The sequence below is a fragment of the Pseudonocardia sp. ZF1 genome (assembly GCF_056835605.1).
This window is the reverse complement of the sequence record NZ_JAJNBY010000001.1, coordinates 3,423,888-3,450,572: the sequence shown is the minus strand read 5'-3', so window position 1 is coordinate 3,450,572 and position 26,685 is coordinate 3,423,888. Positions and strand designations below refer to the sequence as shown.

The 26,685-nt window shown below is 74.3% G+C and carries 18 protein-coding genes; 16 read left to right on the top strand and 2 right to left on the bottom strand.

The features are described from left to right. Positions 1 to 379: 379 nt before the first annotated feature. From ZF1_RS16615 to ZF1_RS16580, 8 genes are read left to right on the top strand one after another with little or no spacing between them, the layout of a single operon-like run. Positions 380 to 3,073, top strand: a complete 2,694-nt coding sequence (locus tag ZF1_RS16615) for a Pls/PosA family non-ribosomal peptide synthetase (protein WP_482637722.1) — start codon at positions 380 to 382, stop codon at positions 3,071 to 3,073. Continuing rightward, the gene (locus ZF1_RS16610; protein ID WP_482637721.1) at positions 3,070 to 5,610 is read left to right on the top strand and encodes a non-ribosomal peptide synthetase; all 2,541 of its coding nucleotides are present in this window, start codon (positions 3,070 to 3,072) and stop codon (positions 5,608 to 5,610) included. The genes ZF1_RS16615 and ZF1_RS16610 overlap by 4 nt, the downstream gene beginning before the upstream one ends. Positions 5,611 to 5,627: 17 nt before the next feature. Continuing rightward, the gene (locus ZF1_RS16605) at positions 5,628 to 6,605 is read left to right on the top strand and encodes a TauD/TfdA family dioxygenase (RefSeq protein WP_482637720.1); all 978 of its coding nucleotides are present in this window, start codon (positions 5,628 to 5,630) and stop codon (positions 6,603 to 6,605) included. Next, positions 6,602 to 7,645 carry a 2,3-diaminopropionate biosynthesis protein SbnB gene (gene sbnB, locus ZF1_RS16600; RefSeq protein WP_100877493.1) on the top strand — a complete coding sequence of 348 codons (1,044 nt, stop codon included), beginning with the start codon at positions 6,602 to 6,604 and terminating at the stop codon, positions 7,643 to 7,645. The genes ZF1_RS16605 and sbnB overlap by 4 nt, the downstream gene beginning before the upstream one ends. Before the next feature lie 31 nt (positions 7,646 to 7,676). Further along, positions 7,677 to 8,732, top strand: a complete 1,056-nt coding sequence (gene sbnA, locus ZF1_RS16595; protein ID WP_482637719.1) for a 2,3-diaminopropionate biosynthesis protein SbnA — start codon at positions 7,677 to 7,679, stop codon at positions 8,730 to 8,732. After that, a complete protein-coding gene (locus ZF1_RS16590; RefSeq protein ID WP_482637718.1) occupies positions 8,732 to 11,068 on the top strand; it encodes a hypothetical protein in 2,337 nt (778 codons plus the stop codon). Before sbnA ends, ZF1_RS16590 begins: the two co-directional genes overlap by 1 nt. Then, on the top strand, positions 11,065 to 12,165 hold the full coding sequence (locus ZF1_RS16585; RefSeq protein ID WP_482637717.1) for an FAD-dependent oxidoreductase: 1,101 nt from the start codon (positions 11,065 to 11,067) through the stop codon (positions 12,163 to 12,165). The genes ZF1_RS16590 and ZF1_RS16585 overlap by 4 nt, the downstream gene beginning before the upstream one ends. Before the next feature lie 46 nt (positions 12,166 to 12,211). Next, positions 12,212 to 13,993 carry an acyl-CoA dehydrogenase gene (locus ZF1_RS16580; RefSeq protein WP_482637716.1) on the top strand — a complete coding sequence of 594 codons (1,782 nt, stop codon included), beginning with the start codon at positions 12,212 to 12,214 and terminating at the stop codon, positions 13,991 to 13,993. 6 nt (positions 13,994 to 13,999) lie between these two features. Here ZF1_RS16580 and ZF1_RS16575 read toward each other — a convergent pair whose 3' ends face one another. Continuing rightward, entirely contained in the window at positions 14,000 to 15,028 is a 1,029-nt protein-coding gene (locus tag ZF1_RS16575; RefSeq protein ID WP_482637715.1) for an Lrp/AsnC family transcriptional regulator, read from the bottom strand. 119 nt (positions 15,029 to 15,147) lie between these two features. Between ZF1_RS16575 and ZF1_RS16570 the strand changes: the two genes are divergently transcribed. From ZF1_RS16570 to ZF1_RS16540, 7 genes are all read left to right on the top strand, one after another. Then, positions 15,148 to 16,368: a M20 metallopeptidase family protein gene (locus tag ZF1_RS16570; protein WP_482637714.1), complete on the top strand. Its 1,221-nt coding sequence runs from the start codon at positions 15,148 to 15,150 to the stop codon at positions 16,366 to 16,368. Then, complete coding sequence (locus ZF1_RS16565) at positions 16,365 to 17,690, top strand: MFS transporter (protein WP_482637713.1); 1,326 nt, start codon at positions 16,365 to 16,367, stop codon at positions 17,688 to 17,690. The genes ZF1_RS16570 and ZF1_RS16565 overlap by 4 nt, the downstream gene beginning before the upstream one ends. 203 nt (positions 17,691 to 17,893) lie before the next feature. Continuing rightward, positions 17,894 to 19,240, top strand: coding sequence for a dicarboxylate/amino acid:cation symporter (locus ZF1_RS16560; protein WP_482637712.1), 1,347 nt, complete (start codon positions 17,894 to 17,896; stop codon positions 19,238 to 19,240). A gap of 249 nt (positions 19,241 to 19,489) precedes the next feature. Continuing rightward, entirely contained in the window at positions 19,490 to 20,638 is a 1,149-nt protein-coding gene (locus ZF1_RS16555; RefSeq protein ID WP_100877499.1) for a thiolase family protein, read from the top strand. A 34-nt stretch (positions 20,639 to 20,672) separates the two neighbouring features. Further along, positions 20,673 to 21,434, top strand: a complete 762-nt coding sequence (locus ZF1_RS16550; RefSeq protein ID WP_073574552.1) for a 3-hydroxyacyl-CoA dehydrogenase — start codon at positions 20,673 to 20,675, stop codon at positions 21,432 to 21,434. 28 nt (positions 21,435 to 21,462) lie between these two features. After that, the gene (locus ZF1_RS16545; protein ID WP_482637711.1) at positions 21,463 to 22,614 is read left to right on the top strand and encodes an acyl-CoA dehydrogenase family protein; all 1,152 of its coding nucleotides are present in this window, start codon (positions 21,463 to 21,465) and stop codon (positions 22,612 to 22,614) included. 32 nt (positions 22,615 to 22,646) lie between these two features. Beyond that, the gene (locus ZF1_RS16540) at positions 22,647 to 23,276 is read left to right on the top strand and encodes a TetR/AcrR family transcriptional regulator (RefSeq protein ID WP_179762537.1); all 630 of its coding nucleotides are present in this window, start codon (positions 22,647 to 22,649) and stop codon (positions 23,274 to 23,276) included. Between the two features lie 5 nt (positions 23,277 to 23,281). Here ZF1_RS16540 and ZF1_RS16535 read toward each other — a convergent pair whose 3' ends face one another. Next, complete coding sequence (locus tag ZF1_RS16535) at positions 23,282 to 24,631, bottom strand: GGDEF domain-containing protein (protein ID WP_482637710.1); 1,350 nt, start codon at positions 24,629 to 24,631, stop codon at positions 23,282 to 23,284. A 664-nt stretch (positions 24,632 to 25,295) separates the two neighbouring features. On the opposite strand from ZF1_RS16535, the gene ZF1_RS16530 reads away from it, so the two are divergent. After that, positions 25,296 to 26,678 carry a lysine N(6)-hydroxylase/L-ornithine N(5)-oxygenase family protein gene (locus ZF1_RS16530; protein ID WP_073574555.1) on the top strand — a complete coding sequence of 461 codons (1,383 nt, stop codon included), beginning with the start codon at positions 25,296 to 25,298 and terminating at the stop codon, positions 26,676 to 26,678. Positions 26,679 to 26,685: the final 7 nt, after the last annotated feature.

The following is a 26,685-nucleotide window of genomic DNA, read 5'->3' as shown; positions in this document are numbered from 1 at the left end:
GTCCACACCCGGTCCCCCGCGGCACGCCCGCACCGACGACTGATGTGCAGTGACCTGCATCACATCCAGGCTCACATCGAACCTCCGCTCGTCGAGTCACGAAAACAGTTCATCGGGATCGCGCCGGATCGCGGCCCGCGACCGCGACGCCCTCGACGTCGCGGTCGGAATCGTGCCGCTCTGCCCCCGAAAATGTGTGAGTCGGGGGTCGGTCGATCATAAATATTGACTATGTAACGCGCTGGAAATGGTCGACGATTCTGCCCGTACACGCTCGTACCGCCGGGGGATGACGATGGTGTCGAAAGACGGGGTGATGACCGCCGGGCCTGTGCGCGAACAGGAATCGCGCACGGTGTCCGAGCCGGAACACGCTGTCGTGATCGCTTTCACAGCGATCATCACGGACCTGCTCGACGCACCCGTGCGGCCGGACGACCACTTCTTCGTCGACGCCGGTGCCGACTCGATGGTCCTCGCCCGGTTCTGTGCGCGGGTCCGGCAACGGCCCGACCTGCCGCACGTCGCGATGACCGACGTCTACGCCCACCCCACCGTGGCCGGGCTGGCCGCGGCACTCGCCCCGTCGGTCGCGCGCTCCGCTCGCACCGTCGACGACGTGCGCGAGGGCTACCGGGCGATCCTCGCCGAGCTGGTCGGCGCCGACGTCGGGGCCGATGCCGACGTGTTCGCCGACCTCGGTGCCGACTCCATGACGATGACCCGGTTCTGCGCCAGGGTCCGCCGCCGCGACGACCTGCCCGACGTCGCGATGACCGACGTCTACGCCCACCCCACCGCCGCCGGTCTGGCCGTCGCGCTCGCCGGCGACGCCGGTCCCGTGCCGGACGAGGCACCGCCCGCGCTGCCGGTCCCGACCGGCACCACCCGCGCCTACGTGCTGTGCGGCGCGGCGCAGCTGCTCACCTTCGTCGTGTTCACCCTCGCCTATGGCACCCTGCTCGGCGCCGTGTTCCAGTGGATCGCCCTCGGCACCGGGCTGCTGGACTTCTACCTGCGCTCGCTGGCCGCGGTGGCGGTGGCCTTCACGGTGTTCGCGGTGCTCCCGATCGCCGCGAAGTGGCTGCTCGTCGGCCGGTGGACCGAGCGCGAGATCCCGCTGTGGAGCGCCGCGTACTACCGGTTCTGGCTGGCCAGGACCCTGGTCCGCACCAACCCGCTGCTGCTGGTCGCCGCGGGCTCGCCGCTGCTGCCGCTCTACCTGCGGCTGCTCGGCGCCCGGATCGGACCCGGCGTGGTCATGCTGGCGCGCACCATCCCGGCCTGCCCGGACCTGCTCACGATCGGCGCGAACACCGTGCTGCGCAAGGACTCGATCCTGTCCTGCTACCGCGCCGAGCCGGGCATCATCCGGACCGGCCGGGTCACGATCGGTGCCCGCGTCGTCGTCGGCGAGGCGTCGGTGATCGACATCGGGACCGAGATCGGCGACGGCGGACGGCTCGCCCACGCCTCCTCGCTGCACACCGGCCAGGTCGTCCCGGCCGGTGCGACCTGGTGGGGCACTCCGGCCCGCCCGGGCGGCGGAGACCCCGGCGCCGGGGTCTCGGCGACGATCGGCCGGGCCCGGCGCGCCGGCTATGCGACCGGCCAGCTCGGCTGGCTGCTGCTGGTCTGGCTGCCGCTGGGCACCGGTGTGGTCGACGTCGTGCTGGCGTCCGTGCCGACGCTGGCGGCGGTGATCGGCAGCGGGGCCGCCGGGGTGGTCTCGTCCCAGCTCTGGCTCGACGCCCTCGTCAGCTCGACCGGCCTGCTCCTCGCCGGGACGGCCGTCGGTCTGTTCGGGGCCGCAGTGGTCGCGCGCGTGCTGTCGCTCGGGCTCACCGAGGGACGTCCGTACCCCCTCTACGGCCTGCGATACACGTTGCAGCGCACCGTGTTACGGATCACGAACGTCCGGTTCTTCACCTATCTGCTCGGCGACAGCTCCTACATCGTCGATTACCTCCGGATCATCGGACACGATCTCCGGCGGACCCCGCAGACGGGGACGAACTTCGGGACGGCGGTGAAGCAGGAGACGCCGTTCGCGAGCTCGATCGGAACCGGCACGATGGTCGCCGACGGTTTGTCCATCGTCAATGTCGACTATTCGGACACCGCATTCGTCGTGAACCGGACACGGATTGCGTCGAACTCGTTCCTGGGTAACAGGATCGTGTGGACGGCCGGCTCCAGGGTCGGCGACGACTGCCTGATCGCCACCAAGACGCTCGTCCCCACCGACGGCCGGGTGCGGACCGGGGTCGGGCTCCTCGGCTCGCCGCCGTTCGAGATCCCCCGCACCGTCGCCCGGGACTCGATGTTCGGCCACCTGCACACCGGCCTCGACCTGCACGACCGGCTGCGCGCCAAGAACCGCTACAACCGCCGCACCATCGCCCTGGCCGTGGCGTTCCGGTGGGGTGCCCTGTTCGGGGTCACCCTGCTCACCCTGATCGTCGCCGCCCTGCTGGCGCCGCTGGGTCCGGTCGCGGTCGGGGTGCAGCTGCTGCTGTCGCTGCTGTTCACGATGACGTACACGATCACCGTCGAGCGGCTCACCGTCGCCGGGCGCCGCCGGCTGCAGCCCCGCTTCTGCTCGGTCTACGACCCGTACTTCTGGTGGCACGAGCGGTACTGGAAGCTCGTGGTGCAGGGCTGGGACCGGATGCTCGCCGGAACCCCGTTCAAGAGCCTCGTCACCCGCGCCCTCGGTGTGCAGATCGGCCGCCGCGTGTTCGACGACGGGTGCAACATGACCGACCGCACGCTCGTGCGCATCGGCGACGACGTCGTCCTCAACGCCGGGTCGGTGCTGCAGTGCCACTCGCAGGAGGACGGCACCTTCAAGTCCGACTTCATCTCCGTCGGCACCGGCGCCTGTCTCGATGTCGGCGCCTTCGTCCACTACGGCGCCGTCGTCGGCGACGCCGCCCGCATCGGCTGCGACGCCTTCCTCATGAAGGGCGAGGACGTCCCCGCCGGTGCCGTCTGGGAGGGCAACCCGGCCGCCGCCCCGCGGTCCCGCCCCGCCCCGGCCCCGCTGCTGAACGGAGAGACCGCACGATGACCGGTACGCTCGCCGACCCCGCCACCACGACCACCCGCGAGTACTGGACCCGGGTGCTGCTCACCGGCGGCGCCACCCCGGCCCCGTCGTGGACGGCGACACCCCGGCCCGGGACCGCCGTGCACACCGAGCCGATCCCGCGGGACGCGGTCGCCTCCGTCGCCGCGGTGACCGGCGTGGAGCCCGGCGCGGTGCTGCTCGCCGCGCACGCCGCCGTCCTCGCGGCCCTGTCCGGCGACACCGAGGTGACCGCCGGTGTCCCGGCCCGCGCCGGCGCGACGCCGCTGCCGGTGTGCCTGGACACGGCCCGCAGCTGGTCCGCGCTGGTCACCGCGGCCGCCGACGCACTGGCCGGGCTGCGCGCTCACCCCGGGCCCGACCTGGGACGCCTCGCCGCCGAGCTCGGGACCGCGGTGCCGTCGTTCGGCACGGTGCTCGACCCGGGCGCGGACCTGCGCGGCGCCGAGATCGCCCCCGGGGCGCTCGGCCGCACCGGCGACCGCGGCGCCGACCCGTGCCCCACCACCGGCGACGGGCCGGCCGCCGGGTTGCACGTCGCGGTGTCCGGGTCCACCCTGCGCCTGACCCACCGTCTCGACCTGCTCGACGAGGACGCGGCCGCCCGGATCGCCGGCTACCACGCCGCGGCCCTGGCGCTCGCCGCCGCCGACGCCGACGCGCCCGTCCGCCCGTCGGCGCTGGTCGGGCGGGCCGAGCGCGACGCCCAGCTCGGCGATCTCGCCGGCCGGCCCCGGGACCTGCCCGACCGCCGCCCGCACGAGCTGCTCGCCGACCGCGCCGCCGCCGCGCCCGACGAGGTCGTCGCCGAGCACGCCGGGGTCACCCTCACCCGCGCCGAGCTGGAGGACCGGGCCGCCCGCGTCGCCTCGACCCTGCTCGCCGCCGGGCTGGCGCCCGAGGAGGTCGTCGCCGTGGTGTGCGACCGCGACCTCGACTGGATGGTCGCGGTGCTCGCCGTCCTGCGCGCCGGTGGCGCCTACCTGCCGGTCGAGCCGCACTTCCCGGCGGAGCGGATCGCCCGCACGCTGACCCGCGCCGGGTGCCGGATCGCGCTGACCACCGACGCCACCCGCGCCCACCTCGACGAGGCCGCCGTCGCGACGACGGTGCTGACCGTGCCGGACGCGGTCGCCGCCGCCGACGGCCCCGCACCCACCGCCGACGTCCCGGCCGACGGACTCGCCTACCTGTACTTCACCTCCGGCTCCACCGGCGAGCCCAAGGGCGCGATGTGCGAGCACGCCGGGATGCTCAACCACCTGCTCGCCAAGATCGAGGACCTGGAGCTGGAGCCGGGCTGCGTGGTCGCCCAGACCGCGCCGCAGTGCTTCGACATCTCGCTGTGGCAGCTCGTCGCGGGTCCGCTCGCCGGCGGGCGGACCCTGCTCGTCGAGCAGGACGTGATCCTCGACGTCCGCCGCTTCGTCGACACCCTGGTGCGGTCCCGGGTCACCGTCGCCCAGCTCGTGCCCAGCTACCTCGAGGTCGTGCTGACCTACCTGGAGGAGCACCCCACGGCGCTGCCCGACCTGAGGATGGTCTCGGCCACCGGAGAGGCGCTCAAGACCGAGCTGGTGCAGCGCTGGTTCCGGGTGCTGCCCGGCGTCCCGCTGGTCAACGCCTACGGCCTCACCGAGACCTCCGACGACACGAACCACGCCGTGCTGCGCGAGGCTCCCGCGGACGGCCGGGTCCCGCTCGGCGCCCCGGTGCCCGGGGTGAAGGTCTACGTCGTCGACGCCGACCTGGCGCCCGTGCCGCTCGGCGCGCCCGGGGAGATCGTGTTCTCCGGGGTGTGCGTCGGCCGCGGCTACGTCAACGACCCCGACCGCACCGCCGCCGCGTTCGGCTCGGATCCGCACCGGCCCGGCGAGCGGCTCTACCGCAGCGGCGACCACGGCCGCTGGCGCCCCGACGGGCAGCTCGAGTTCCTCGGCCGTCGCGACAACCAGGTCAAGATCCGCGGCTTCCGGATCGAGATCGGCGAGATCGAGAACGCGCTGCTGGCGGTGCCCGGCGTCCGCGACGCCTGCGTGGTCGTCGCGACGACCGCGGGCGGGCCGCAGCTGGTCGCCTATCACGCCGGCGACGGCCCGGACGCGCCCGAGGTCCGGGCCCGGCTGGGGCAGAGCCTGCCCGCCTACATGGTCCCGCCGACGGTCCACCGGCTCGACCCGCTGCCGGTCACCGCCAACGGCAAGATCGACCGCAAGACCCTCACCGCGCACGCGACCGCGGCCGCGGCGCAGGCCGCCGTCGCTGGGAGCGCGTCGGCCGGCCCGACCGGTGGCGAACTCACCGCGGCCCAGCGCCGCGTCGTCGACGCCGTCACCCGCGTGCTCGACCTGCCCGCCGGATCGGTGGGCCCCGACGACGACTTCGCCGACCTGGGGGGCAGCTCGCTGTCCGCGGTGAAGCTCGTGATCGCGCTCGGCCGGGCCGTCACGGTCCGCCAGGTGCTCGACCATCCCGTCCTCACCGACCTCGCCGGGTTGCTCCCGGCCGACCAGCGCTGACCACCACAGGGGGAGACATGACCGGATCACTGCTCGGGGTGCGCCCGCACCCCGGACGACCGCCCGTCCTCGACGCGGGCCCGGGCGGCGATGCCGCCGGCTGGACCGAGCGCCACGGCGACGCGCTGCGCGACCTGCTCGACGACCACGGTGTCGTGCTGGTGCGCGGGCTCGGCCTGCGCACCGTCGCCGACGTCGCCGGTGTGGCCGCCCGGCTGGGGACCGGCAGCTACGTCGAGCGCGAGGCGATCGCCGCCCGGACCCTGCTGTCCGACGGCGTCTACTCGGCCACCCCGTGGCCCGCGCGCCAGCCGATGTGCGCCCACCACGAGCTGTCCTACGTCCTGGACACGCCCGCCACGCTGCTGTTCGCCTGCCTGCGTGCACCCGATACCGGCGGTGCGACACCGCTGGTCGACACCACCCGGGTCGCGGCGGACCTGCCGCCCGCACTCGTCGACCGCGTCGAGCGCGAGGGCTGGATCCTCACCCGCTCCTACGGCGACGACATCGGCGCCTCCTGGGAGCAGGCGTTCGGCACCGCCGACCGCGACGCCGTCGAGCGCTACTGCCGGGCCAACGCCATCGGCACGGTCTGGACGCCCGACGGCGGGCTGCGCACCCGCCAGCGCCGGCACGGCGTGCTGATGCACCCGGTCACCGGGCAGCGGGTCTGGTTCAACCAGATCGCGTTCCTGTCGGAGTTCGCGATGGACCCCGAGGTCCGCGAGTTCCTGCTGGAGATGCACGGCCCGGACGGGCTGCCGTTCAGCACCCGCTTCGGCGACGGCTCCCCGGTGCCCGAGGCGGTCGTCGACGAGATCAACGCCGCGCACGACCGGCACGCCGTCCGCGAGCCCTGGCAGGACGGCGACCTGCTGGTCGTGGACAACCTGCGGTTCGCCCACGGCCGCGACCCCTACACCGGTGACCGGCACGTCGTCGTCGCCATGACCGACGGCGTCGCCGTCCCCGCCTTCGAGGGAGCCCGATGAACGCCCCGGCCGAGTCCGTCCCCGCCTTCTCCGTGATCTCCGGCGCCCAGGTGGCGCGGGCGCTCGGCGGGCGGGAGAAGGAGCTCGTCGAGCTCGTCGAGGACACCTACCGGGTGCACGGCGCCGGCGCGACGGTGAACCCGCCGTCGTACTTCCTGCGGTTCCCCGACAGGCCGTCGTCGCGGATCATCGCGCTGCCCGCGTCGCTGGGCGGCACCGGTGACGACACCGGCGTCGACGGCATCAAGTGGATCTCCAGCTTCCCGGAGAACGTCGCCCGCGGCGTCCCCCGGGCCTCGGCGGTGCTGATCCTCAACGACCCCCGCACCGGCTACCCGTACGCCTGCCTGGAGAGCTCGATCATCTCCGCGACGCGCACCGCGGCGTCGGCGGCCTCGGCGGCCGACCGGCTCTCGCGCGACCGGGCCCGCCCGCGTCGCGTCGGGTTCGTCGGGACCGGGCTGATCGCCCGCTACATCCACCAGTTCCTGGTCGGCACCGGATGGACCTTCGACGAGGTCGGCGTGTTCGACCTCTCCGCCGACTCCGCCGAGGGGTTCCGGGGCCACGTCGAGCGCACCGCGCCCGGCGCGGTCCGGATCCACGACTCCGCCGAGTCGCTGGTCCGCGGCAGCGACCTGGTGATCTTCGCGACCGTGGCGGGCACCCCGCACGTGCACGACCCCGCCTGGTTCGACCACCACCCGCTGGTGCTGAACGTGTCGCTGCGCGACCTGTCGGCGGACATCGTGCTCAGCGCCTTCAACGTCCTCGACGACGTCGAGCACTGCCTCAAGGCCGACACCTCCCCGCACCTGGCCGAACAGGCCACCGGGAACCGCGACTTCGTCGACGGGACCCTCGACCAGGTGCTCGACGGCACGCTGGCCGTCCCCACCGACCGCACGGTCGTGTTCTCCCCGTTCGGCCTCGGGGTCCTCGACCTCGCCGTCGGACGGTTCGTCCACGCCGAGGTCGCCCGCGCCGGCGAGCTGCACACCGTCGACGACTTCTTCCACGAGCTGAGCCGGCACGGCTGAGCCGCCACCACTGGTACACGAGGGGTCGACGATGACCGTCATCTCCGCACCCGAAGACTTCAACACCGACGACCTGTACGTCGACCTGACCGGGGTCCTCGGACTGTCGGTCTACCTCAAGTGCGAGGGCTTCAACTTCGCAGGATCGGTCAAGCTCAAGGCCGCACTCGGCATGGTCACCGACGCCGAGCGGCGCGGCCTGCTGCACCGCGGATCGGTGCTCGTGGAGTCCTCCTCGGGCAACCTCGGCGTCGCGCTCGCCATGATCGCGGCGAGCCGGGGCTACCGGTTCGTCTGCGTCACCGACCCGCGCTGCAACCCGGCCACCCACCGGCTGATGGAGGCGCTCGGCGCGGAGGTCCGCGTCGTCGACACCCCCGACGCCGCCGGGGGCTTCCTCGCCACCCGGATCGCGCTGGTCCGCTCGCTGGTCGCCGGCGACGACCGCTACGTCTGGCTCAACCAGTACGCCAACCCGGAGAACCAGGGCTCGCACCTGGTCACCACCGGGCCGGAGATCGAGGCGGCGTTCCCGCAGCTCGACGTGGTCTTCGTCGGCGCGGGCACGACCGGCACGCTGATGGGCTGCGCCCGCTACTTCCGGTCCCGGCCGCGGCCGGTCCGGGTGGTCGCGGTCGACGCGGCCGGATCGGTCACCTTCGGCGACCGGCCGACGCCCCGGATGATCCCGGGGCTGGGCACCAGCGTCCGCCCGGAGGCGCTCGACGAGTCCTACATCGACGACGTCGTGCACGTCGCCGAGCCCGACACGCTCGAGGCGTGCCACGCCCTGGCCCGCCGCGGGTTCCTGTTCGGCGGGTCGACGGGCACCGTCGTCGCGGGGGCCGCGGACTGGCTGCGCCGCCACGGCGACGCGACGACCACGGCCGTCGCGCTCGCCCCGGACATGGGGGAGCGCTACCTGGACACGGTCTACCGGCCGTCCTGGCTGGCCGAGCACTTCGGCCCCGAGGCGGCGGCCGGGATGCCGCAGCCGCGCGAGGCCACGATCACCGAGGTCACGCCCGCCGGCGTGGTCACCGAGATCCTGCCCGGTGGCCCGGCCCTGGTCGCGGGGTCCCGCTGATGGCCCGCACCAGGACCTCGCGGGCCCCGCTGGTCCCGCCGCGGCGCGAGGCACCGGCGGAGACGGCAGCCGGGTCGTCGCCGTCCCGGCCGACGCCCTACCGCCGCGAGAACGCACCGCGGGAGCCGGCCGGCGGAGCCCCGGGTGCCGTCGACGACGCCTCCGCGACGACGGCGCTGCCCGCGGTGACTCCGTCGCCGGCCGGTGCGGCCCCGGCGCGGGGCGACGAGCGACCCCCGGTGCGCGCCGCAGACCCGGCGTCGCCCGGTACCGGTCCCGCTGAGCTGTCGCGGCCCGCCGAGCCGTCGTCGCGCTCCGGCACGCCGGACCGGGCCCGGTCGCGACGGCGGGGGCTGCTGCCGCCGCCGGGTGCGGTGACCCGGGCCGAGCCCGCCGCGTCGACGGCGGGTCCCGGTGCCCCGGACGGTTCCGGTGCTTCCGGTCCTTCCGGGGTGGAGGACACCGTGCAGACGCGACCGCGCACCGGCGCCGACCCGCGCGGCGGCACCGACGCGCAGCACGGGACCGAGCCGCGCACCGCGGCCGGGGCACGCACCGGAGCCGAGACACGCAACGGCACCGACGCACGCGCCGGGACCGAGCCGCGCGCCGGGGCCCACCGCACCGCGACCCCGACGTCGCTGCCGACCTCACCCCGCACCGGCACCCCGGCCACGTCCACGACCCCGGTTCAGGGTCCGGTGAACGGCGCGAAGGGCAGGAACGGTGCGCGCGGCGCGGTGCCGGCCACGACGCCCGTCGGACCGTCGGCGGTCACAAGGACGGCGCCCGTCACCGGCTCGTCGGCCCTGCCCACCCGGTCCACACCGCCGGGCGCGCCGGCACCGTCCCGCCCGTCCCCGGCCACCTCGGTGATCCCGCCGGTGCCGCCGGCGGCGTCCGTGCCCACCCCCGCACAGGACCCGCAGCGGTCCCCGGTCGCATCCCCGCGCCCGGCCCCGACGGGGTCCGGCCCGGCGCTGCCGGCCGGGTTCGACGGTCCGGCCCCGCCCGGGGCGCCCCGGCCGGACCGGACCGCGGCCCCGACGACCGCCCCCGCGGCCGCACCGATCCCGGCCGCGACACCGGAACCCGTCCCGTCCGGGTCGGACCGCAACGGCCCCCTGGCGGAGATCGGCGCGACCCTGCGCCGTCGCCGCGCCCCGGTCACCGGAGCCGTGCTGCTCGCGGCCGCGGGCGCCGCGGGCCTGGCCGTGCTCGTCCCACCACCCGCCGTCGCGACGACGTCGGTGCAGGTCGGCTCGGTCGGCACCGCCGACCCCGGGCCCGCCACCGCCCGCGCGCTCGCTGCGGCCGGCAGCGCCGCCTTCAGCGATCGCGTCGCCCAGCTGACCGGCTCCACCGTCACCGACGTCGCCGGGCGCCTCGTGCTCACCGCACCCGAACCGGGTGTGGTCGCCGTCCGCGCCACCGGCACCGACGACGCGAGCGCCACCGCGCTGGCCGACGACGCGGTCACCGCCCTGCGCGAGCGCATCGGCGCCCTCGACGCCGCCGTCATCACCGGCGGCACCCAGCCGCTGCGCGCCGAGATCGACCGGCGCGCCGCCGACGCCCAGGCCACCGGCAGCTCCGGCACCACCGGGACCGACCCGGTCGCCGAGCAGCTCGGCCGGACGCTGGCCGACCGGACCGGGCAGGTCACCGTCGTCGTCGACGGGCCCGCCCCGGTCGTCGCGCCGGGGGTCCCGACCGCGTGGTGGGTCGGTGGGGCGGCCGGGATCGGCGCCGGTGCGGCGCTGCTGCTGGCCGGTCTCGGTGTGCCCGCGGTCCGCCGCGGCCGCGGACTGCTGCCCGAGGCCCACCCCGAGGACCGGCTCCGGGCCCGGCTCGACGTGCCGGTGCTCGCCCCGGGCTCCGCCCCGGACGCGGTGCCGCGCCTGGCCGGTGCCTATCGCGACCTGCTGCGCCACGTCGACTGCCTCACCGTCGTCCAGCTGACCCGCGAGCCCGCCTGCGACGTCGCGTCGGAGCTGGTCAAGGCGGCCGCACTGGTGGGGGACCGGCGCGAGTACCGCGACCTCACCCCCGGCGCCCCGGCGACGACCGTCGACCCCGGAGCGCCGGTCGTGCGGGCCCTGCGGGTCCCGCGGCTCGCGCACGAGGACCTGCGCGCCGTGCGCGACGGCGGGCCGAGCGTGCTCGTCGTCGAGACCGCTGCGACGACCACCGAGGACGTCGTGACGGCCGTCGCCGCGCTGCGGGCGGTCGGTGCGCCGCCGCTGCTCTGCCTGGTCTGGCCGGGACGCCTGCCCCGGGACCCGGCCCGCGTCCCGCTGCCCGCGGACGCCCGGATCCGGTCGCAGCACCCGTGAGGCGGGCCGGGTCGGTCGAGTGCGCCGTCGTCGGGCTGGGTGTGCTCGGCGCGGCGTCGCTGCTCGCGCTGGCCCGCGCCGGGGTGTCCTGCGTCGGGCTGGAGTCCGGGCGCGTCGGCCACCCCGACGGCGGTTCCGGCGGCGAGACGCGGATCTTCCGCACCGCCGTCGCGACCGGGCCGGACCACGTCCGCCTGCTCGACCGCAGCCGTGAGCTCTGGACCGGGCTGCCCGGCGCGCCGTTCACCGCCTGCGGCGCGCTCACGCTCGGCGCCCGCGACGACCCGCGGGTCCGGGCGGTCGCGCTGCCGGGCCGGACCACCGTGCTCGACGCGGCCGCGGCGGCCGTGCGCTGGCCCGCGCACCTGCTCGGCGCGGACGAGGTGGCCGTGCTCGACCCGGGCGGCGGGCTGCTCGACGCCGGCACCGCCACCCGCGGGCTCGTCGCGGAGGCCCGCCGGGCCGGAGCGGCCGTCCGGGAGGGCGTCACCGTCGTCGGCATCGGCAGGCGGCGCGGGCGCGGCGTGCTGCACACCGTCGACGGCGAGACCGTCGCCGACAACGTCGTGATCGCCACCGGCCACGGCGCCGGTCTCGTCCCGGGCGCCATCGGGATCGAGCAGCGCCGCGTCGTGCTGAGCTGGTTCGGGGTGCGGGACCCCGCCCGGTTCGCGCCCGCGGTCTTCCCGCCCGGGATCCACACCGCGGCACCGGTGCACACGTTCTTCCCCGCCGTCGACGGCGCCACCGTCAAGATCAACCACCAGCAGCCGCAGCCCCGCGTCCACTCGCCGGCCGACCACCACCCGTGGGTCGAGGCCGGCTACACCCGGGACTGGGCCGGTGCGGTCGCCGCGCGCCTCGCCGGGATGTCCGACCGGCCCGCCCGGCTGGAGTCCTACGTCGAGGGCTACACGCCGACCCGCCGCGGGATCGTCGCGCTCGCCCCGTGGGAGCCGCGCACCGTCGTCCTCGGCGGGTTCTCCGGGCAGGGCTTCAAGTACGCCCCGGCCGTCGGCGAGCTCGTCGCCGACCTGGTGCGGACCGGCCGGTCCGGGTCGCCGGCGTTCACCCCGGCGCTCGCGGCCGGGGGCTGAGCGGCCCGCTTCCCCGGATCCGCCCCGGGGTGCGATCGTGGGTGCCGTGCGAGCGCAGCTGATCTCCCGTGCCGACCTCGACTTCCTGCTCCACGACTGGCTGCGGGTGGTCGAGCTCTGCGACCGCGAGCGCTACGCCGAGCACGACCGCGACACCATCGACGCCGTCGTCGACCTCGCCGCACAGGTCGCGACCGAGCACTTCGCGCCGCACCGCAAGGTCTCCGACACCCGCGAGCCCGAGTTCGACGGCGAGCGCGTCACGCTCCCCGACGAGGTCCGCGCCGCGCTGAAGGTGCTGGGCGACACCGGGATCGTCGGCGCCGGGCTCGACGAGCGGGTCGGCGGGATGCAGCTGCCCGCCGTCGTCGTCCAGGCGTGTTTCGTGTGGCTGCACGCCGGCAACGTCGCCACCGCCGCCTACCCGATGCTCACCGTCGCCGCGGCCAACCTTCTGCTCACCCACGGCAGCTCCGAGCAGGTGCAGACCTGGGTGCGCCCGATGGTGGAGGGCCGCTACTTCGGCACGATGTGCCTGTCCGAGCCGCAGGCCGGGTCGTCGCTGGCCGACGTCACCACCCGGGCCGAGCCCCGCGACGACGGCACGCACCGGCTCACCGGCACCAAGATGTGGATCTCCGGCGGCGAGCACGAGCTGGGGGAGAACATCGTCCACCTCGTGCTGGCGAAGATCCCCGGCGGACCGGCCGGGGTGAAGGGCATCTCGCTGTTCGTGGTGCCCCGGGTGCTGGAGAGCGGCGAACGCAACGACATCGCCCTCGCCGGGCTCAACCACAAGATGGGCTACCGCGGCACCGTCAACACCGTGCTGAACTTCGGCGAGGGCCGCGCGACCCCGGGCGGGGAGGCCGGCGCCGTCGGCTACCTGGTGGGGGAGCCGCACACCGGTCTCGCCCAGATGTTCCACATGATGAACGAGGCCCGGGTCGGGGTCGGGGCGGGTGCCACCGCACTCGGCTACGCCGGTTACCTGCTGGCCCTCGACCACGCCCGTACCCGCACCCAGGGCCGCCCGGCCGGCGCGAAGGATCCGGCGAGCCCGCAGGTGCCGATCGTCGCCCACACCGACGTGCGCCGGATGCTGCTCGCGAGCAAGTCCTACGTGGAGGGTGCGCTCGCGCTGAACCTGTACTGCGGGCGGCTCCTCGACGAGGAGCGCACCGCGGGGACCGACGAGGAACGCCGCCGGGCGCACCTGCTGCTGGAGGTGCTGACCCCGGTCGCGAAGAGCTGGCCGTCGCAGTGGTGCCTGCACGCCAACGACCTCGCCATCCAGATCCACGGCGGCTACGGCTACACCCGCGACCACGACGTCGAGCAGCTCTACCGCGACAACCGGCTCAACCCGATCCACGAGGGCACCCACGGCATCCAGGGCCTGGACCTGCTGGGCCGCAAGGTCGTGATGCAGGGCGGCGCCGGGCTGACGCTGCTGCGGGAGACGATCGGGCAGACCGTGGAGCGCGGACGCGCGGTCGGCGGGGAACTCGCCGCGCACGCCGACGCCGTCGCGGCGGCCGTGGACCGGGTCGTCGAGGTGACCGGGATCGTGCACGGCCAGGACGACCCGGCGCTGGCGGTCGCACACTCCTCGGTCTACCTGGAGGCCGTCGGGCACGTCGTGCTCGCCTGGATCTGGCTGGAGCAGGCGCTCGCCGCCGAGGGCCGCGACGGCGACCTCTACGAGGGCAAGCGTGCCGCGGCCCGCTACTTCGTGCGCCACGAGCTGCCCCGCACCGGCCCGCAGCTGGACCTGCTCGCGTCGCTGGACCGGACCACGCTCGACGTCCGCGACGCCTGGCTCTGACCCTCCTCAGCCGGGGAACACCGGGACGCACGCCCCGGTGGCCCGGCCGTCGGGGTGCAGCAGCCACCCCATCCGCTTGCGGGTCCGCAGGATCACCGAGGTGTCCACGATCTGCGCCTGCGGCAGCGACCGCTCCAGCGCCGACTGCATCCCGACCAGCTCGCCCAGCGAGTGCGTCCACGCCGTGACCAGAAGATTCTCCGGCCCGGTGAGCGACAGGCACAGCCGCACCCGCGGATCGGTACGGACCCGGCGCACCGCGTGCTCGACCGCGGCGGTCGGCAGCCGGATCCACCACGTCACGCAGATCGGCCACCGGGTCAGCAGCTGTGCGACCTCGCAGCGGAACACCAGTGCCCGCGAGCGCACCAGCGCCGACAGCTGCCGGCGCACCGTCGACGCCGGCCGCCCGACCCGGTCCGCGAGCTCCGCGGCGCTCGCCCGGCCGTCGGCGCACAGCTCCCGCACCAGCGGCGCGTACACCGGCCCCCGCAGATCGACACCCGCCGCCTGCGGTGTCGTGTCCGCCCGGCGCAGCGCGCGCACGGCCGCGACCTGCCGGGCGTCGAGCGCGTCGAGCCGCCACCGGCTGCCCTCCCGGTGCACCCGCGACGCCAGGTGCGTGCGCACCGACGCGACCCCGGTCACCCGTCCGATCCGGTCCAGCACCAGCCCCGACAGCTCCGTGAACGACGCCGCGTTCACCGTCAGCAGCAGGTCCCGGCCGCGGGCGGCGTACTCGATGGTCATCACCGACGGCTCGGAGTCCAGCGCCGCGACGACCCCGGCGAGCCACCCCGGCGCGCAGTCCACCTCGACCAGCGCCACCTGCATGGCGTCCTCGCCGACCACCGGATAACAGCTGATCCACGCGTGCCCGGACCCCTGCAGGCGGGCCCAGCGCCGGGCCAGCGTCACCGGCGCCGCATCGAGCACCGGGCCGAGCCCGGCCCAGCTCGCGCGCGGGTGCAGCTGCAGCGCGTGGACGAGCGCGAAGTCGTCCTCGGACAGCGGATGACGGTCGGTTCCGTCCACGGGGCCCCCGATCCGGATCGGATCCGTCGATGTTACGTGCCGTAACGCGCGGGCTCCGAGACTCGGGCAGGACCTCCGGCGGGCAGCGTGGCCCGCCGGTACGACCCGAGGGGACGCTTGTGGATCTTCGTGACGACGCCCGGTCGCTGCAGCCGGACCTGGTGCACCTGCGCCGGGAGCTGCACCGTGACCCCGAGGTCGGGCTGGCCCTGCCCCGGACCCGTGACCGGGTCCTGGCCGCGGTGCAGGGGCTCCCGCTGGAGATCACCGAGGGGACGACGACGACGTCGGTCACCGCCGTCCTGCGCGGCACCGCCCCGGGCGCCGGCGCGGGCGCACCGGTGGTTCTGCTGCGCGGCGACATGGACGGTCTCCCGGTCGCCGAGGGCTCCGGCGAGGACTTCGCCGCGCGGACCGGCACCATGCACGCCTGCGGCCACGACCTGCACACCGCGGCGCTGGCCGGGGCCGCGCGGCTGCTCAGCGCCCACCGCGACCACCTCGCCGGCGACGTCGTGTTCATGTTCCAGCCCGGCGAGGAGGGCTTCGACGGCGCGGGCCACATGCTCGCCGAGGGCGTCCTGACCGCCGCTGGACGGCGCGTCGACCACGCCTACGGCCTGCACGTGTTCGCCAACCGGATGCCCGCCGGGCTGGTCACGACCCGGCCCGGGGTGTTCCTGTCCGCCTCGCACGCGCTCGACGTCGTCGTGCACGGGGCGGGCGGCCACGGCTCCAACCCGCACACCGCCCGGGACCCGATCGCCGCGGCCGCGGAGATGATCACCGCCCTGCAGACGATGGTGACCCGCCGCTTCGACATGTTCGACCCGGTCGTGCTGACCGTCGGCGTCGTCGCCGCGGGCACCCGGCGCAACGTCATCCCCGGCACCGCCCGCTTCGAGGCGACCGTGCGCAGCTTCTCCGACGCCCACGCCGCGACGCTGCCGGTGCTGGTCCGCGAGGTCTGCGACGGTGTCGCCGCCGCGCACGGCGTGCGCGCCGAGGTCGTCTGGACCGACGAGTACCCGCGCACCGTCAACGACGCCGACGAGGCCGGGTTCGCCGCCGGGGTGTGCGCCGAGCTGCTCGGCGAGGACCGGTTCCGGCTCGCACCGAACCCGGTCAGCGGCTCCGAGGACTTCTCCCGGGTGCTCGCCGCCGTCCCGGGCGCGTTCCTCGGGATGGGCGCCTGCCCACCCGGCGTCGACCCCGACACCGCGCCGATGAACCATTCGCCGCTCGCCCGCTTCGACGACGGCGTCCTCGCCGACGCGACCGCGCTGTACGCCGCGCTCGCCACGACACGCCTCGCCCCGGCCGCGGGGGTGGCGGCATGACCGAGCGCACCGAGCGGCGTCGCACGATCCTCGGGATCGGCGCCGGCAACGCCATGGAGTGGTTCGACTGGAACGTCTACGCGACGTTCTCGGCGTTCTTCGCCCCGCAGTTCTTCGCGGGCGACGACACCGGCACCGCCCTGCTCAAGACCCTCGCGGTGTTCGCCGTCGGGTTCGTCGCCCGCCCGTTCGGCGGCTTCCTGTTCGGCTGGATCGCCGACCGCCGCGGCCGGAGGCTGTCGATGGCGCTGTGCGTGGCGACCGCCGCGGTGGGCAGCCTGGTGATCGGGCTCGTCCCGACCCACGCCGTCATCGGCATCGCCGCACCGGTCGTGCTGGTCCTGGCCCGGCTGGCGCAGGGCCTCGCGCACGGGGGCGAGCTGCCCGCCGCGCAGACCTACCTCGCCGAGATGGCCCCGCCCGCACGGCGCGGGCTGTGGTCGAGCCTCATCTACTTCTCCGGCACCGCGGGCATCCTGGTCGGGACGGTGCTCGGAGCCGTCCTGTCGAGCGTGCTCACCCGCGAGGAGATGACCGCCTACGGTTGGCGGGTGCCGTTCGTCCTGGGCGGGCTGTTCGGGCTGTACGCGCTGGTCATGCGGCTGCGGATGCGTGAGTCCGACACCTACTCCCAGGAGGAGGAGGCCCGCACCGCGACGCCGGGCCGCCCGTCGCTGTGGCGCCAGGTCCTGGCCCGCCCGAAGGCGCTGGCCCGGGTGGTGTTCCTGACCAGCGGCCTGACCGTCGTCTACTACGTCTGGTCGGTCGCAGCCCCGGCGTACGCCATCACCGCGCGCGGGGTGGACCCGGCGGCGGCGCTGTGGGCCGGCGCCGGTGCGCTGGCGGTGTTCATGGTGCTGCTGCCGCTGTGGGGCGCGGCCTCGGACCGGTTCGGTCGCCGCCGCACCCTGCTCGTGCCCGGTGCGGTGCTCGTCCTGGCGCTGTTCCCGCTCGACGCGATGATCCACGACGGGCCGACGCTGTTCGTCGCGATGACCGTCGCGCTCGCGCTGATCGGGGCGGGCTGCGCCGTCGGGCCCGCCCTCTACGCCGAGATGTTCCCGACCGGGGTGCGCGCCGCCGGGCTCGGCGTTCCCTACTCGATCTCGGTCGCGTTGTTCGGCGGGACCGCCCCCTACCTGCAGACGCTGTTCGCCGAGATCGGCAGGCCCGGCCTGTTCCTCGGCTACGCGATCATGCTGCTGCTGGTGTCCGGGCTGACGGTGTACCTGCTGCCCGAGACCCGGGGGATCGACCTCGCGACCGCGGGCCGCGACGGGGCCGAGCCGGCCGCGCACGCGACCACCCCACGGGTGCGGTGACGGCCCCGGACGGAGGTGCGGGTCACGCTGTGTGCCCCCGTCCGGTGGGAAGATCGCGCCGAACGGGTGCGTTGCTCCCCCCTGTGCGGGGGACGGGTGTGTGGCTGGTGTGCCGGCGGGTGATCGACCTGTGCCGCCGTCCCGCCACGGGCTGTCGGCGCTGACCGCCGACCACACCCGTACCGCACCTCCTGGGGGAACCCGTGTCACTCGTCGTCCGTGCCGCACGCGCCTGGCAGCGCCCGCGCGTGTTCGCACTGCTCACCGTCGCCGGGCTCGTGCTCGGCGCACTGCTCGGGCTGACCGCCCGGGTCACCGGGTCCGCGGGTCTCGCGACCACGCTGGACACCGTCGGCGGACTGTTCACCGGCCTGCTGCAGTTCACGGTCGCGCCGCTGGTGTTCCTCGCGATCGTCGTCGGCATCGTCAGCCTGCATGACCTCGGCGGCGGCCGCACCGCGGCCCGGCTCGGCGGGCGCACCGTCGCCTGGTTCGCCGGGACCTCCCTGGTCGCGGTACTGATCGGCATCACGATCGGATTGATCGGGCGGCCCGGTGAGGGCGTCACGATCGCCGCCGACCCGGCCGACGTCGAGGCCGTGGGCGCGCGGACCGCGGGGTCGTGGGAGGCGCTGCTGTCGAACCTGGTGCCGGACAACCCGGTCGCCGCGTTCGCCGACGACAACGTGCTCCAGGTCGTCGTCGCCGCGCTGCTCGTCGGCGCCGCCGCCTACGCGCTGGGGGACAAGGCCGAGCCGTTCGTCGCGTTCTCCCGCTCGGCGTTCGAGATCGTCCTGACGGTCATCCGCTGGATCGTCGTGCTCGCCCCGATCGGCGTGCTCGGCCTGATCGGCACCGCGTTCGCCACCTACGGCAGCGGCGTCGTCTCCTCGCTCGCCGGGCTGATCGGCACCGTCTACCTCGGTTGCGCGATCGTCCTGTTCGGTGTCTATCCGCTGCTGCTGAAGGTCGTGGCCGGGATCGGGCCGCGCCGTTTCTTCGGCACCACCTGGCCGGTGCTGCAGTTCGCCTTCGTCTCCCGCTCGTCCGGCGCCGCCCTGCCGATGTCCCGGCAGGCCGCGATCGACCTCGGCGTGGACCGCAACTACGCCGGGTTCGCCGTCCCGCTGGCCACGACCACCAAGATGGACGGCTGCGCCGCCGTCTACCCGGCGCTCGCGACGATCTTCGTCGCGCACATCTCCGGGGTGCAGCTCGCGGTGTGGCAGTACCTGGTGATCGTCGCCGTCGCGGTGTTCGGGGCGCTGGCCACGGCCGGGACGACCGGCTGGTTCACCATGCTGACCCTGACCCTCGCCGCGGTCGGGATGCCGCCCGCGGTGATCGCGGCCGGGATCGCGGTCGTGATCGGCATCGACCCGATCCTCGACATGATGCGCACCGCCACCAACGTCGCCGGGCAGATCACCGTGCCGACGCTCGTCGCGGCGCAGGAGGGGATCCTCGGGCGCGACGCCACCGCGGCCACCGAGGCCACCGCCTCCGTCGAGGGTGCGACGGCCGGCCGGGTGTCGGCCACCTCCGCCTGACCCCGGTCGCGCACCGGCCCGCCGCGCCCGTACCGCGGCGCCGGTCCGGGATCGATCAGTACCTCGGCGCCGCCCCGGCGGCGCCGAGGTGCCGATCGACAGTGGCGCGCCGGCCGAGGGATCTCCGTGGTCGGCGTGACCCGGGTCGCACCGCCCGTGGCAGTCAACACTGACTGTTTCCTGCTACCGTCGTGGCGAGCCGACGGCCCCCTCCCGGGCGCCGTCCACCGTCGCGAAGGAGCGAACACCGTGCGAGACGCAGTCATCGTCGAGGCTGTACGCAGCCCGGTCGGCAAGCGCAAGGGCGGCCTCGCCGGCATCCACCCCACCGACCTGTCGGCCCACGTGCTGCGCAGCCTGGTGGAGCGGTCCGGCGTCGACCCGGCGCAGATCGAGGACGTGATCTGGGGCTGCGTGTCCCAGAGCGGCGAGCAGACCTTCGACATCGGCCGCAACGCCGCGCTGGCCGCCGGGTTCCCCGAGACCGTCACCGGCGTGACCGTCGACCGCCAGTGCGGGTCCAGCCAGCAGTCCGTGCACTTCGCCGCGGCCGGTCTGATCGCCGGGCACTACGACGTGGCCGTCGCCGGTGGCGTCGAGTCCATGACCCGGGTCCCGATGGGCTCCTCGCGCCAGGACCAGGACCCGCTGGGCAACGACTTCGCCGAGCGCTACGGCGTCGCGCCGAACCAGGGTGTCGGCGCCGAGATGATCGCCGAGAAGTGGGGCTTCTCGCGTCAGCGTCTCGACGAGTTCGCCCTGCAGTCGCACGAGCGCGCCGCCGCCGCGCAGGACGACGGCCGGTTCGACGGCCAGATCGCCCCGATCGCCGGCGTCACCGCCGACGAGGGTGTCCGCCGCGGCGGCACCCTGGAGGGTCTCGCCCAGCTCAAGACGGTGTTCAAGGACGCCGACCAGGGCGGCGTCATCCACGCCGGCAACTCCTCGCAGATCTCCGACGGCTCGGCCGCGCTGCTCATGACCACCTCCGAGAAGGCCCGCGAGCTGGGCCTGACCCCGATCGCCCGGGTGCACACCGCGGTGCTGGCCGGGGCCGACCCGGTGATCATGCTGACCGCGCCGATCCCGGCGACCGAGAAGGCGCTGAAGCGCTCCGGCCTGTCGCTGGACGAGATCGGCGCCTTCGAGGTCAACGAGGCCTTCGCCCCGGTGCCGCTGGCCTGGCTGGCCGACATCGCCGACGACGACGGCGACGTCGCCGCCCTGCTCAACCCGAACGGCGGCGCGATCGCGCTCGGCCACCCGCTCGGCGGCTCCGGCGCCCGGATCATGACCACCCTGGTGCACCACATGCGGGACAACGGCATCCGCTACGGCCTGCAGACCATGTGCGAGGGCGGCGGCCAGGCCAACGCCACCATCCTCGAGCTCCTCTGACACCCGCTCCCCACCCGGAAGGAACAGACAGAACATGGACATCAACGGTTCCGTCGCCGTCGTCACCGGCGGTGCGTCCGGCCTGGGCCTCGCCACCACGGAGAAGTTCGTGGAGCTCGGCGCCAAGGTGCTGATCATCGACCTGCCGTCGTCGCAGGGTGAGGCCGTCGCGGACAAGCTGGGGGAGAACGTCCGCTTCGTCGCCGCCGACGTCACGGACGAGCAGCAGGTGACCGCTGCCCTCGACGCCGCCGAAGAGCTCGGTGCGGTCCGCGTCGCGGTCAACTGCGCCGGCATCGGCAACGGCATCAAGACCTACGGCAAGAAGGGCCCGTTCCCGCTGGACGGGTTCACCAAGGTCGTCACCGTCAACCTGATCGGCACGTTCAACGTGATCCGGCTCGCCGCCGAGCGGATCGCGAAGTCCGAGCCGGTCGACGGCGACCGCGGCGTCATCATCAACACCGCCTCGGTCGCGGCGTTCGAGGGGCAGATCGGGCAGGCCGCGTACTCGGCGTCCAAGGGCGGCATCGTCGGCATGACCCTGCCGATCGCCCGCGACCTGGCCGACCTCGGCATCCGGGTCTGCACCATCGCCCCGGGCCTGTTCGAGACCCCGCTGCTGGCCGGGCTGCCCGAGGACGTCAAGACCTCGCTGGGCAAGCAGGTGCCGCACCCGTCGCGGCTGGGGCAGCCCGCGGAGTACGGCAAGCTCGCCGCCCACATCGTGGAGAACCCCATGCTGAACGGCGAGACGATCCGTCTCGACGGCGCCATCCGGATGCAGCCCCGCTAGTCACGACCACCCGAGGGGAGGGGGCGCCGTGAAGCGCACGCTCTACGAGTCCGACCACGAGGACTTCCGGGAGGCGTTCCGCGCCTTCGTCGAGAAGGAGATCGTCCCGCACGAGGCGCAGTGGGAACGTGACGGCGCCGTCGCGCGGGAGTTGTTCACCACCGCCGGTGCGAACGGCTTCCTGGGCATCGACGCGCCCGAGGAGTTCGGCGGCGGCGGGGTCCAGGACTTCCGTTTCAACGCCGTCATCAGCGAGGAGCTGCTGCGTGTCGGCGCCGCCGGGTCCGGCCTCGGCCTGACCCTGCACAACGACATCGTGCTGCCCTACCTGCTCACCTACTGCACCGACGAGCAGAAGCAGCGCTGGCTGCCGGGCGTCGTCAGCGGCGAGACGATCCTCGCCATCGCCATGACCGAACCGGGCATCGGCTCGGACCTGGCGTCGATGTCGACGACCGCGATCCGCGACGGCGACCACTACGTCGTCAACGGCGCGAAGACCTTCATCACCAACGGGATCAACGCCGACCTGATCGTCGTCGCGGTCAAGACCGACCCGTCGCAGAAGCACAAGGGCATGAGTCTGCTCGTGCTCGAGCGCGGGATGGAGGGCTTCGAGCGGGGCCGCAACCTCGACAAGCTCGGGATGCACGCCCAGGACACCGCGGAGCTGTCCTTCACCGATGTGAAGGTCCCGGTGGAGAACCTCCTCGGGCCCGAGGAGGGGAAGGGCTTCGTCCAGCTGGTCGAGAAGCTGCCCCAGGAGCGGCTGTCGATCGCGATCGCCGGTGCGGCGGCGGCCCGGGCGGTGCTCGACGGGACCCTCGCCTACGTCAAGGAGCGCAAGGCCTTCGGCTCGCCGGTGGGCTCGTTCCAGAACTCGAAGTTCGCCCTGGCCGAGATGGACACCGAGATCGACCTCGCCGAGCACTACGTCGACGACTGCGTCCGCGCGCTCAACGCGGGCGAGCTCACCGCCGTCGACGCGTCGAAGGCGAAGTACTGGTGCACCGAGCTGCAGGGCCGGGTCGCCGACCGCTGCCTGCAGCTGCACGGCGGCTACGGCTACATGAGCGAGTACCCGGTCTCCAAGGCCTACGCCGACGCCCGCATCACCCGGATCTACGGCGGCACCACCGAGATCATGAAGGAGGTGATCGGCCGGGGTCTGGGACTCTGAGCCGATGCCCGACAGGCGATCATGACCACATCATGAACACCGAACCCACTCCGGTGGTCAGGAGCCGGGCGCAGCGGTCCTCGGACAGCCGCGCCCGGATCCTGGACGCCGCCGTCGCCTGCCTCATCGACGGCGGCTACTCCGGATCCACGACCCTGACCATCCAGTCGGCCGCCGACGTCTCGCGCGGTCGGCTGCTGCACCACTTCCCCAGCCGGGACCGACTGCTGGTCGCGGCGGCGCAGCATCTCGCGGTCAAACGCGTCGCCGACACCGAGGAACGCGTGCGACGGGTGCTCGACGCCGACCAGGTCGGCCTGTTCGAACGCGCCGACCGGGTCATCGAGCTGCTGTGGGAGAGCTTCTCCGAGCCGCACTTCTGGGCGGCGGTGGAGCTGTGGACCGCGGCCCGGTCCAACTCCGAGATCGCCGAGGCGCTGCGTCCCGAGGAGAAGCGGCTCGGTGCGGCGATCCGCGCGTCGATGGCCCGCATGTTCGGCGACGAGCTGGCGGGCCGCCCGCGGTTCAAGCAGCTGCGCGACCTGCTGCTCACCTCCATGCGGGGGACCGCGCTGACCTACACCTTCGACCCGCGCGACCCCGCGGGTGACGCGATGCTGCCCCAGTGGAAGGACCTGGCGCGGGTGCTGCTGGGGCCGTGACCGGCTCAGGTGCCGAAGCTCAGCCCGAACGGCGGCGTCGCGCCCTCGGCGGCGACCGGCGGTGCGGGGCGCCGGACCGCCACCCGGTCGCGGCCCGCGTGCTTGGCCTCGTAGAGCGCGGCGTCCGCGGCGGCCAGCAGGCCGTCGAGGTCCGTGCCGTGGTCGGGCGTCGTCGCGACCCCGACCGACACCGACAGCCCGGTGACCAGCCCGGCTGTCGCGGTGTCGACCTGCAGCGCACGCACGCCCCGCCGGATCCGCTCGGCGACCTCGCGGGCGCGGGCGGCCGGGGTGTCGTCGGTGCGCATCCCGCCGAGCGCGACCACGAACTCCTCGCCGCCGAACCGGCCGGCCAGGTCCTGGTCGCGGACCTCGGCGGTGAGGACGTCGGCGACGGCCTGGAGCACGTCGTCGCCCGCCAGGTGGCCGTACCGGTCGTTGACCGCCTTGAAGTGGTCGAGGTCGAGGATCAGCACCGCGGCGGCCCGGTCGGTACGCGTGTCGCGCTCCAGCATCTGCCGGCTGCGCCAGCGCCACGCCGCCGGGTTGAGCAGCCCGGTCTTGGCGTCGGTGTCGACCTGCGCCTCCAGCTGCCGCACCAGGGTGGTCTGCTCGACGACGAGCAGCGGCAGCACCGCGAGCAACGCGAACCAGGGGGAGGTGTTGGCGAGCACGACCGCGACCAGCCCGCCGATCGACAGCGTCGCCAGCTCCAGGCCGATGTCGCCGCCCAGCAGGATCGTGAGGAACCGCGAGCCCGGTGCGGTCAGCCGCAGCACCGACACGACCAGGAGCGTGTTCACCGCCGTGTAGGCGACCAGCGCGCCCAGCACCAGCGCCGCGTTCTGCGGGGTCGCCAGCGCCCCGGCCCGGCCGTCGACCAGCGCGAGCAGCCCCGCGACGGCGTGCACGGCGAGCAGCACCGTGGCCGCGCTGTAGACCTGGCGGTGCGGCGGCGTGCCGCTCGGGCGGGCCACCCGCAGGTAGAGGTGCAGGTAGATGACGACGACGACGACCGTGGCGAGCCCCGGCGGCAGCAGCAGCGCGGCCGCGAAGGTCCACACCGAGGTCATGTTGATGTAGCGGGTCGCGGCGATCCGGCGCCGCAGGCGCTCGGCGTTGACCGACAGCTCGGTGTGCACCGCGGCCACCAGCACCAGCAGCCCGCAGAGCAGCACCTCGGTCCGTACCGGCGGGTCCCCGGTGAGCAGGCCCGCGACGACCGCTGCCACCGCGGCGGTCTCCACGACCAGGACCAGCAGCAGCGGGCGCAGCGGCAGGCCGAGCAGCGACCGGGCGTCCGGCGCACGACGGCGGCGACCGGCCGGGTGCGGTGCCACCGGGCCAGAGGTCACGTCGTCTGCCTGTTCGTCGGCTGCGTCAGGGGATGGACCGAGGCTACCCGCGGGTAAGGCAAGCCTTTGCCGTTCGTCCCCCGGTGGCCGGAATCCGCGCCGAACGGCCCGGAACCGACGGCGAACGCCTCAGGTCCACGTTAAATCGTGACGGAGCGTTGTCCGTCGCTTACTCTGGTCACGTCATCACTCGATCGTGGAGCACGCCGTGCGTCCTCACGTGCGGAGCGCAACGGCGTCCGTTCCGGGACGGGAAGAAGCACTCCGGTCGAGGGGGGATCGCTCGTGCGCAACTGGGACTGGTGAACCGTCATCGGCGTCGCGCGGGACACTCGGTCGTCCCGCGCGGCGCCGCCGTTCCGCGCCGTCGCGCGGCCGGGGGCGCCACCGGCCGGCGCGTTCACGCCCCGGGTGGCCCGACAGGCCTTCTCGTCAGATCTGATGACGCGCGGGCGGGACATGCGACACCCTCGTGCGGCGGTGCGTGCACCGTTGCGCCTTGTACTCCCAATGGGTGACACCTGCGTCACGTCGCGGCGCTGACCAGTGCGGACGGTCCCTCGGGGCCGGGCCCCGGCGATCACCCCCTAGGCGGGACATCCACCTTCGTGTTGCAGTTAGCCTCGCCTTATCTGAGGCGTGCCGAAGCTACGAGAGGACAGTGATGGCGAACCCCGCGAACGCGAACCCCCACTCCACCCCGGAGGTACTCGACGTGGTGGGGGTCGGGTTCGGGCCGTCGAACCTCGGCATCGCCATCGCCCTGCTCGAGCACAACGCGACGGTCCCCGCCGACGCGCGGGTGAGCGCCCGCTTCGTCGAGCGCCAGGAGCGGTTCGGCTGGCACCGCGGGATGCTGCTCGAGGACGCGACCATGCAGGTCTCGCACCTCAAGGACCTGGTCACGCTGCGGAACCCGACCAGCGGCTTCTCCTTCCTGTCCTACCTCCACGACCGGGACCGGCTCGCCGACTTCATCAACTACGGCTCGTCGTTCCCGACCCGCCGCGAGTTCCACGACTACCTGGAGTGGGCCGCGGCACGGGTGGGGGAGATCAGCGCGGCCGCCGGGTCGGCGGTGACGGTCGACTACGGCAGCGAGGTCCTCGAGATCGAGCCGGTCCGCGGCGGGAACGGCGTGGAGCTCGTCGACGTCGTCGTCCGCACCGGGGACCGGGTGGAGCGCCTGCGCGCCCGCAACGTCGTCCTCGCCTGCGGGCTCACCCCCGTCCTGCCGCGCGGGATCACCATGGGCGGTCGCGTCTGGCACAACCGCGACCTGCTGTTCCGCACCCGCGAGCTCGCCGGGACCGAGCCGACCCGCTTCGCCGTCGTCGGCGCCGGACAGAGCGCCGCCGAGACCGTCGAGCACCTGCACCGCACCTTCCCGACCGCCGAGGTGCACGCGGTGTTCGCCCGCTACGGCTACAGCCCCGCCGACGACACCTCCTTCGCCAACCGGATCTTCGACCCGGCCGCCGTCGACGACTTCTACACCGCGCCGGACGAGGTCAAGGACCGCATCCTCGGCTACCACGCGAACACCAACTACTCCGTGGTCGACCCGGAGCTCATCGAGGGCCTCTACCGCACCCACTACCACGAGCGGGTCGCCGGGACCGAGCGCCTGCGCTTCCGCAACGTGTCGCGGGTGGCCGACGTCGTCGACGTCGGGGACCGGGTGGAGCTGGCCGTCGAGTCGCTGATCGACGGCTCGCGCGAGGTCATCACCGCCGACGCCGTCGTCTACGCGACCGGCTACCGCCCCGCCGACCCGCTGTGGCTGCTGTCCGGCGGCCTCGACGAGGCCTGCGCCCGCGACGCCCGCGGCCGGCTCGACGTGCACCGCGACTACCGGCTCGGCACCACCGCGCTGGCCGACGGCACCGCGGTGCGGGCCGGCTTCTACCTGCAGGGACCGACCGAGCACACGCACGGCATCACCTCGACCCTGCTGTCCAACATCGCGGTCCGGTCCGGCGAGGTCGTCGCCTCGCTGACCGGCGCCCCCGTGCCGTCGACGGCGCCGACGCCCGTCGTCGTCTGAGCGCGAC

Coding starts and splice junctions, on each gene's coding strand:
- sbnA (WP_482637719.1), top strand. CDS start 7,677: ATGACCGTCATCTCCGCACCCGAAGACTTCAACACCGACGACCTGTAC.
- ZF1_RS16530 (WP_073574555.1), top strand. CDS start 25,296: ATGGCGAACCCCGCGAACGCGAACCCCCACTCCACCCCGGAGGTACTC.
- ZF1_RS16540 (WP_179762537.1), top strand. CDS start 22,647: ATGAACACCGAACCCACTCCGGTGGTCAGGAGCCGGGCGCAGCGGTCC.
- ZF1_RS16550 (WP_073574552.1), top strand. CDS start 20,673: ATGGACATCAACGGTTCCGTCGCCGTCGTCACCGGCGGTGCGTCCGGC.
- ZF1_RS16605 (WP_482637720.1), top strand. CDS start 5,628: ATGACCGGATCACTGCTCGGGGTGCGCCCGCACCCCGGACGACCGCCC.
- sbnB (WP_100877493.1), top strand. CDS start 6,602: ATGAACGCCCCGGCCGAGTCCGTCCCCGCCTTCTCCGTGATCTCCGGC.
- ZF1_RS16565 (WP_482637713.1), top strand. CDS start 16,365: ATGACCGAGCGCACCGAGCGGCGTCGCACGATCCTCGGGATCGGCGCC.
- ZF1_RS16610 (WP_482637721.1), top strand. CDS start 3,070: ATGACCGGTACGCTCGCCGACCCCGCCACCACGACCACCCGCGAGTAC.
- ZF1_RS16590 (WP_482637718.1), top strand. CDS start 8,732: ATGGCCCGCACCAGGACCTCGCGGGCCCCGCTGGTCCCGCCGCGGCGC.